5 protein-coding genes and 1 tRNA gene are annotated in these 6,133 nt (G+C 56.7%); 4 read left to right on the forward strand and 2 right to left on the reverse strand.

Going from position 1 to position 6,133, the window contains the following annotated elements; genetic code table 11:
• Nucleotides 1-927: 927 nt before the first annotated feature.
• Both B4968_RS20470 and B4968_RS20475 read left to right on the forward strand, forming a co-directional pair.
• The gene (locus B4968_RS20470) at nt 928-2,229 is read left to right on the forward strand and encodes an MFS transporter (RefSeq protein ID WP_083101115.1); all 1,302 of its coding nucleotides are present in this window, start codon (nt 928-930) and stop codon (nt 2,227-2,229) included.
• Complete coding sequence (locus tag B4968_RS20475) at nt 2,226-3,182, forward strand: calcium/sodium antiporter (RefSeq protein ID WP_083101116.1); 957 nt, start codon at nt 2,226-2,228, stop codon at nt 3,180-3,182. Before B4968_RS20470 ends, B4968_RS20475 begins: the two co-directional genes overlap by 4 nt.
• A 592-nt stretch (nt 3,183-3,774) precedes the next feature.
• Here B4968_RS20475 and B4968_RS20480 read toward each other — a convergent pair.
• Nucleotides 3,775-4,344, reverse strand: a complete 570-nt coding sequence (locus B4968_RS20480; RefSeq protein WP_139792942.1) for a helix-turn-helix domain-containing protein — start codon at nt 4,342-4,344, stop codon at nt 3,775-3,777.
• A gap of 657 nt (nt 4,345-5,001) precedes the next feature.
• Between B4968_RS20480 and B4968_RS23415 the strand changes: the two genes are divergently transcribed.
• Nucleotides 5,002-5,105 (forward strand) — tRNA-Ser (locus tag B4968_RS23415).
• Between the two features lie 69 nt (nt 5,106-5,174).
• On the opposite strand, the gene B4968_RS20485 is transcribed toward B4968_RS23415, so the two are convergent.
• On the reverse strand, nt 5,175-5,873 hold the full coding sequence (locus B4968_RS20485; protein ID WP_241525887.1) for a tyrosine-type recombinase/integrase: 699 nt from the start codon (nt 5,871-5,873) through the stop codon (nt 5,175-5,177).
• A gap of 65 nt (nt 5,874-5,938) precedes the next feature.
• Here B4968_RS20485 and B4968_RS23600 point away from each other — a divergent pair, with 65 nt between their 5' ends.
• Nucleotides 5,939-6,109, forward strand: coding sequence for a hypothetical protein (locus B4968_RS23600; RefSeq protein ID WP_161492631.1), 171 nt, complete (start codon nt 5,939-5,941; stop codon nt 6,107-6,109).
• The last annotated feature ends 24 nt before the right edge of the window (nt 6,110-6,133 follow it).

The following is a 6,133-nucleotide window of genomic DNA, read 5'->3' on the forward strand; positions in this document are numbered from 1 at the left end:
CGATGAGTACCGGCTTTGCATGATAGGCGTCACCTGATGCCGGTCTGGGTTCTGCGCAACCTGCCATTCCTTCTTTTGCTCCGAGCTTTGGGAGGATCAGTTTGGTGGATCAATGACCTGTTCCGAGACAGGCAGCAGCTGCGCTCTGACTTGGTGGCCGTGCAAGAGGATCTGAGCGGTGCCCGTGCCGAGCTGCAGCGCGCAGCAGAGACTGCGCAGATCCATCGCGCGCACCTGGACCGCGCTGCGGATGAGGCGCGGCACTGGGCAGCGCTTTCAAATGAATTGGAACTGATGGGAGGTCGCGATGCGCCTTTGTCTGCTTTGCTTGGTGTCACTGCTGGGCCGGTTGTATGGGTCGGGGCAGTGATCTCGCCCGACTGCCCCCGGCAAATGTGCCGGCCGATCTGTTGGCGCCCTGTCCAGGCTACACCGGGCCGGTGCCGACAACTGAGGGCGAGCTATCAAATGCCCTGATTGCCGAGGCGGCAGGGGCGCGGCTGCGCCAATGGCAAGCTGGCCACTGTGGCCGAGATCCTAGCCTAGCTCGATCAGGCCCTCCTACAGCAGGCACTCCTACAGTGTGGGCGGGTTCCGGACCTTCGCTGCGGCTCGCACCAAGGGCAGCTATGCGCAGATTGCCACCTTTTCAAAGTCGGGGTCTCTGGGCGTAGTGGAAGGCGAGAACGGCCCATTGCCGACCTTGGCGCTTTGTGCAGCGTACGGCAGGTATGAGCCCAAACTGCATTATGCTGCGACGTGATCGAATGGCGGCTTTCTAAATCTGTATGTTACTGGTTGGACATCAGTGCTGGCGCATTTCTCAGTTTTGGAAGTATTCTTCAACGGAATGCACTGAATTTCACGACTTTGGTCTCTCCGAGTCCTGATCTTCAATGAAGAACCAGGAAGGAGCAGTTCGGTCGCATGGTGAAAAGCTTATTCTCTCTCGGCGCCCTGTTGCTGGGGTCAGCATTTTTGCTGTTCGCGGGCGGCGTCAATGCCTTGATTCTCCCCATACGTGGCGAGGCAGAAGGCTTCACGGCAGCGTCGCTCGGCCTTCTCGGACCAGGTTGGGCGATCGGCTATGTCGCAGGGTGCTTGCGCACGCCCGCCCTTGTGGCACGTGTCGGCCACATCAGGGCATTTGGGGCCATGTGCGCGATTGCCGCCATTGCCGTTCTTATTTCGCTCGTCCTTATCACCCCGTGGGTCTGGATTCCGGTGCGGGCCCTGTCCGGTTTCAGTTTTGCAGGTGCGGCAATGATCGTCGAAAGCTGGCTCAACGAGCGGACCGAGGCATCCTCGCGCGGTCGGGTGTTCGGCATCTATACAATGGTAAATCTTGCCGCGACGACGGCAGGCCAGATGGTGCTGACGCTCGGGGATGCCAACGGTTTTTTCTTCTTCGTTCTGGCCGCGATGGTTTACTGCCTGGCGCTTCTACCGACAGCTATAAGTGCGACAACGACCCCCCGGCCGCTGACAAAGGTCTCGCTCAATCTACGGGGGCTTTGGAAAAATTCACCCATCGCATTCTTTGCGGTATTGATGGTGGGCGTCTCAAATGCTTCTTTCGGAACTTTGGCCGCCGTTTATGGGGCCCGGATCGGCCTGACGCTGGGCGATATTGCGTTGTTCGCTAGCATTCCGATCCTGGCAGGCGCTGCGATGCAAATCCCCGTCGGGATCGCCTCGGACCCTCTTGATAGAAGAAAAGTGCTGGTCGGCATCACCGGCTTTGCCCTTCTGGCTGATGCGCTCTTTCTGCTCTCGGGGGCGACCAGTCCAGCCGTTGTGCTTGGCCTTTCCGCTCTTTTTGGAGCGACGGTTTTTGCGATGTATCCCGTGATCGTGGCCCATGCGAACGACCATGCCGAGCCCGGGACTTATATTCAGGTGAGCGGTGTTCTGTTGCTTGTGTTTGGGATCGGGCCGATCATCGGCCCTACGGTTGCCGGCGTGTCGATGACCGCATTCGGGGCTGTCAGCCTGTTCGCTGTCACCGGCGGCGCACACATCCTTTTGTTTGCTTTCGCGGTCTACAGGCTAAGAAATGCTCCTGCCGTCTCCATTGAAAACAAGGTGGTATTCCAATCCAAGCCGATGGCCCGCGCTTCAACACCTGAAACAGCCGCCCTCGGTGCCGATCAGGCCGAACTGGATACGGACCAACCCGAAGACGCTCAGCTCCCCATGGGGTCGGCGCAACAGGACCCAAGGGAATGAGCCCCGTCATGTTGGTGATCATTGGCCTTGCAGGCCTGGTAGTCGGCGGCGAACTCCTTGTGCGCGGCGCAGTTTCAGCTGCAAAGGCCTTTGGTATCTCGCCGATGGTGATTGGCCTCACGCTTGTCGGCTTTGGCACTTCGACGCCTGAACTCGTCACCAGTTTGCAGGCTGCCTTATCCGGTTCCTCTGGTATCGCCATTGGCAACGTGGTCGGAAGCAACATCGGCAACGTACTGCTTATCTTGGGTATCGCCGCCCTCATTGCGCCGTTGGCCGTCGATCCGAAAGCGTTCAAACGTGACGGCTCGGTCATGGTTCTTGCGACACTTCTGTGCCTTTGCGTTGTTATGTGGGGTGACGTCAGCCGATGGGCCGGGACTGCATTTCTAGTGTCGCTTGCCGCTTATCTGGGCTTTACACTATGGTCTGAAAAACTATCCGGCGGCACACCTGCGGCCGCGGTCTATGAAGGTGAGGCCGACGCTGTTCCGGGACCAGACTATGCGCTTGGCGTATCGATCTGCATCGCGGTGGCGGGCTTGGTCATCACGATCCTTGGGGCGCGGTTTCTCGTCTCCGGGTCTGCTACCATCGCGCAAGCTGCCGGACTTTCGGAGGCCGTCATCGGGCTGACAATCGTGGCCATCGGAACCTCGATGCCTGAACTGGTCACGTCCATCATTGCAGTTCGAAAGGGGCAAGGCGATGTCGCCTTGGGGAATATCCTTGGCAGCAATATTTTCAATATCCTTGGAATTCTTGGGATAACTGCGATTGTTCAGCCGATGGCCGTTCCATCGCAGATTATCGAGCTGGATATCTGGGTGATGTGCGCAGCGGCAATTATCCTGTTACTCTGTGCTCGGACCAACTGGACCTTGAGCCGTCTTGAAGGAGGCGTGTTCTTACTCGCCTATCTTGCATATGTTGGCGTCTTGCTTCTGGCTTGAGCTTCACAGTTTTTACTAAAGCGGTCCTCGGTGCAAACGCAGCGAATTCACACTTTGTCCGCGTCTTACCAGTTCGTGCGTCGCGCAGCGAACGGCTCCTTTCCGCCCTTCCTGTAAACGCAGCCCCTGGAGCTGACCACGCGTGCGTGGGGCTGCTTTGGGCTGACAGTGGTCATAGAGTGGCCTGAAGTAGTACGCCTGGGCTTCAATCCTTCTGCTGCATAGAATGTGGGCAGATGGCACCGAGTTCCGTCTGGTACAGGTGGAGGGCACAGCATGATCTGATCCACCACCCTCCAAAGCCGAACGGGATCGTCCCTCACCGGACGAGGTCTGTGGAAGAAGCCGAAAATGGCTGCTGCGCAACGCGAAGCGCGTCTCAGAGCAAGGCTCTCCGCTGCCAATCCGACACATGCGTGCAGCGATGCCCGATGGCATCAACCAGACTGCGAAGAGAAGCGTGACCCGGATGAGCGACAATGATCCACAAGAAAGAAGGAAAACGAGCTTGACCCAAACTCCCAATTAGAGAAGCCGCCATTCACATGCCATCCTGCGCGGCACATCATATCGCGGACTTATCAAGGGCTGGTTACACCCACATCAGAACGCGAAGGCCGGGGGGGTCGGTGCACTGGGCCTGCGTTATGTCTGACAGTAGAAATGAGCCCTCGCCGGATGCATGGATGGTGCGAATTGTGATGTGCCGTCGGAACACTTCCAACGGCTGTGTCGGATCAACAAGCTCCATCAGGGTCGCACCGTTCTTTATGTGCTGAAGGATGAGATCCGTGTAGGGCATACTGGCCCCGTGATCTTCCAGAATTCTCTCGTAGTTGTCCCCCTGCGATTCGCTCAGTTGGAAATCCGACCAGTGCGGCAAACCAAGTAGCCCCTGAGACATCGTGACAAGCTCGAAATTCGGGGAAACTTCTACCAGTGAGGCGTGGGAGCGCATCTTCTCGACGCTGGTGGCCAGGGCGTTGATATGCCGATCCATGATGATCTGATCAATTTTACGTTTGGATCGTGCAGATGGCGTTGTCAGGCCACGCTCCCATCTGCTGACCGTTGTGACGTCAACGTCAAACCACTCGGCAATCTCGCCTTGAGACATGCCTCTGTTCTCTCGGTAGAGTTTAAATTGTTTTTCCCAGCGCACAAACTCATCCCATCTTTACCCAAAGACGAAAGCATCACCCTAAATTGAACCCTTCGCCCATGCCGTATTGGTCATATATTCTATATGTCTTTTGCCGCCATTCATCTGAGGTTTGAGTAGGTTGCCAGAGCAGCTCAATTGTTTTGTGGACTGATATCTCTGCACCAGCAATTAACGCAATCTGACACTGACCGCGACAACGGCGTTGGCAAGACCCGACATTCCCCAAGTAGCCTGCCGTCGGACGTGAAGATCGCCTAATTTTGCCAGTTGCACAAGCGTTTTTCGCCCTGAGCGGTGTCTGTGGACGCGCAAACGCCTGGAGCTTGGCGGATGGGGCCGCGAACCCGCCTCTTCCTGGCCTAGTGGCTCCGTTTTTCAGCGCGGCGGACAGACCTGTCCTGCCGCTTTCGTTCAGTTTGGGTCTGGATCGCGGTCACGCACATAACGGTGGCACTCGTAATCGGTGAATGGCGGCAATGATAGCACGGACCATCGGACCGGTCACCGCAACCTCGGCCAACTGGAAGGTGATGGCACGGGCGTGATATCCACATCGCCAGCGCCAGTGACCGTAGGCTTCGCCATTGGGCAAATGCATTGGTCCGCCCGTCGCCCGAACAGTTGGCAGGTTCGCCCTAACTGTTTGTTTTCTTTAGGGCTGTTTTCAACCATGTTGGAGGAATATTCCTTTTATATCAAGATATTGACCCGGTCTCCAAAACCGTAGGCCCACAGTTCGAGTCTGTGTGCCCCTGCCAGTAAAATCAGTGACTTAGTGTCGCCATAAGATTTTCCCAAAAAATTGTTTCCCACTTAGTTTCCCACTTTCACGTTTTGTTTTTGTTCTGTTCGCGCAGGGCTTGGGCTTGTTTGGCGAGCGCTTTCTGACTCGCCCCGCGTGAATACTTCTGGATCATGGACAAACTTTTGTGGCCAGTGATGGATGCGATTTGATGGTCAGTGCATCCAGCCTCGGCCAGTTCGCCAGCGGCGCTGTAGCGTAGGCCGTGGAGTGTGAATTCCTCTAACCCCATCGTCTTTTTGATTTTGAGGCTTCTTTTCTGAATGAGGTCGTAACGTACCTGGCGACCAAACTTGTCTGACAGAATGTAGTGCAGGCTTTGCCGTGGCATTGCGTTGAGGGTTGCCCGCAGGTTTGCCGTGAAGGGAATCCACAACCTCACCCCCGTTTTGTTTTGCGTGACCCATATGCCATCGTCTTCAACGTCGGACCATTGCATGCGCGTCAGGTCAGACGCGCGCTGGCCAGTGCCCAGGGCCAGCTCAAAAGCCAGCAAGGGTAGTCCATCGGCATTCTTGCGAAAGATGGCTATCGCCGTTTTTGTCCATGGCTTGTGGCCGTCGCCTGTTTTGATTTTATCGATGCCCTTGGCTGGGTTGTCGCGTTGCCAATCGAGATCGATGGCATGCTCAAATAGGATCGAGAGCATGTGCGGAATGTAGTTGGCAAACCTCGCCCGGTGGTGATTTGCCATCTGTGCGGCAATAACAGAAGAACGACGCATCTTGGTCGGGTTCTTCGTCCCGATCGTGTCATGGAGATACTCTAGAACTTTTGAGTAGTCGGATTTTGTTCGCGGAGCCAGACGCGCAGCGCGGGGCCTATATCGCGGGCCTTGGGTGGATCACGCCAATGCGCGCCACCTGGCCGGATCTGGTCGATGCCGGTGCGGATCTGTCTGATGATGCCAACTGGCCTGCCGTACCAGACGGGGCCGCTGCCCTGGTGGCGGCATTCTGATGGGCGGTTTTCCAGACTGGATAA

The organism is Pseudophaeobacter leonis (assembly GCF_002087335.1).
In the GTDB taxonomy this organism is placed as follows: domain Bacteria; phylum Pseudomonadota; class Alphaproteobacteria; order Rhodobacterales; family Rhodobacteraceae; genus Pseudophaeobacter; species Pseudophaeobacter leonis.

Bases quoted from the DNA above. Each gene is read 5' to 3' on its own strand.
- B4968_RS20470 (WP_083101115.1), top strand. From the start codon at position 928: ATGGTGAAAAGCTTATTCTCTCTCGGCGCCCTGTTGCTGGGGTCAGCA.
- B4968_RS20475 (WP_083101116.1), top strand. From the start codon at position 2,226: ATGAGCCCCGTCATGTTGGTGATCATTGGCCTTGCAGGCCTGGTAGTC.
- B4968_RS20485 (WP_241525887.1), bottom strand. From the start codon at position 5,873: ATGCGTCGTTCTTCTGTTATTGCCGCACAGATGGCAAATCACCACCGG.